At 66.7% G+C, this 1,255-nt stretch carries 2 protein-coding genes; both read right to left on the reverse strand.

Annotated features, from left to right (window positions below; genetic code table 11):
• Nucleotides 1-374: 374 nt before the first annotated feature.
• On the reverse strand, nt 375-1,148 hold the full coding sequence (cobK, locus tag ACT84W_RS10020) for a precorrin-6A reductase (RefSeq protein WP_195240352.1): 774 nt from the start codon (nt 1,146-1,148) through the stop codon (nt 375-377).
• The coding region (locus ACT84W_RS10025; RefSeq protein WP_444329108.1) for a precorrin-8X methylmutase at nt 1,145-1,255 on the reverse strand (111 nt) is incomplete at its 5' end. The genes ACT84W_RS10025 and cobK, both read right to left, overlap by 4 nt.

The following is a 1,255-nucleotide window of genomic DNA, read 5'->3' on the forward strand; positions in this document are numbered from 1 at the left end:
CATGAGCGAGTTTGGAGCTACCGGGACGATCACGCCAAGCTTCTCCATTACAACAGTGTTGATCGCGTTTGCCGTATCGGTCGGCATCGGCGTAATCTTTGGCTTCTACCCCGCTCGCCGTGCAGCAAAGCTCGACCCGGTGGAGTGCCTACGCTACCAGTAAGCAACCATCAACAAGTTGCGGTGAATTAGGGACTAAATATGCTATCTAGCAGCAAAAACAGACACTATTTCACCGCAACTCATTGAAGGGCTGTTTACGCCAGTTCCGGGCGTCGTCCTCGAGCTATTGGTGGATGACGGGCTTGTACGGGTCGAGCTTGCTCGGGGCGCTCCTCCTCGCGGGCGGGATGGCGCGTAGGCGCGGCGAGCGCCTAGCGCGCGAACTCCCGTAAGAGCGCGTCTTCCACTTCCCGAAGCGAAAGGGCCCCGCCTCCCTCGGCGGGACGGGTGACCACGATGCAGCGCGCTCCCGCGTCACGCGCGGCGGCGAGCTTCTCGGCCGTGCCGCCTACGGTTCCCGAGTCCTTGGTCACAAGCCACTGGGCGCCCACCTGCCGAAGCATCGCCTCGTTGAGCTCGCGGGTGAAGGGCCCCTGCATGCCGATGACGTGCGACGGCGAAAACCCCGCGTCGATGCACTTCGTTATAGCACCGGGCAGCGGGAGCACACGCACGAAGAAGCGCTCCGCGAAATCGGCGACGCGCGTGTAGGGAGCAAGCTCCTTGCTCCCCGTCGTGAGAAGCGCGCGACCCGGGTTCTCGGAGAGAAAGCGCGCCGCGCAGGCGATCGACGCGACCGACACGACGCCTTTGGGCAGCGACTCGGCCGGGCGCGCAAGGCGCAGGCATCGTGCACCCACGGCGAGCGAAGCGGCCCGGATGTTGCCGCTTGCGAGCGTAGCGAAGGGGTGCGTGGCGTCGACGACGATGCGCGCGCCGGAAAGCTCGCGCTCCATGTCGGCCTCGTCGAGCCTGCCCGCATGCACCTCGATGCCCGGAAGCTCGCCCAAAAGCTCGCCTCCGTACTCGGTTGCCGCGTAGGCACGGGCGGGGATTCCCGCCCCGCTCGCCCATTCGCACAGAAGGCGGCCCTCGGTGGTGCCGGCGAAGATGCGCAGCGCCGGCGCGGATGCGGGGGCCGTCACTTCGGGCCGCCTGGGCGCGTGATCTGGTAGAGCAGCGCGTTCATAATGGCGGCCGCCACGGTCGAGCCGCCCTTGCGACCCCTCGCGACGATGGCCGGCACGCGTCG

The sequence above is a fragment of the Paratractidigestivibacter sp. genome (assembly GCF_052362415.1).
Lineage (GTDB): Bacteria > Actinomycetota > Coriobacteriia > Coriobacteriales > Atopobiaceae > Paratractidigestivibacter.